Annotated in this window: 1 pseudogene; it reads right to left on the minus strand. The window is 73.7% G+C overall.

What is annotated here, in order from left to right:
* Positions 1-224 (minus strand): annotated as a pseudogene (locus ACETWP_RS17385) (serine hydroxymethyltransferase); the annotation flags it as partial.

A 224-nucleotide genomic window follows, 5' to 3' on the forward strand; every position in this document is an offset into this window, starting at 1 on the left:
GCGAACGCCGCCTCCCCGAACCCGCGCGTGGCCAGCGCCGGGGTCCCGATCCGCAGCCCCGAGGTCACCATCGGCGGCCGCGGGTCGAACGGGACCGCGTTGCGGTTCACCGTGATCTCGATCCCCGCCAGCAGGTCCTCGCCCTGCTGCCCGTCCAGCTCCGAGTCCCGCAGGTCCACCAGCACCAGGTGCACGTCCGTGCCCTGCGTCAACACCCCGATCCC

The organism is Arthrobacter halodurans (assembly GCF_041877255.1).
Classification (GTDB): domain Bacteria; phylum Actinomycetota; class Actinomycetes; order Actinomycetales; family Micrococcaceae; genus Arthrobacter_N; species Arthrobacter_N halodurans.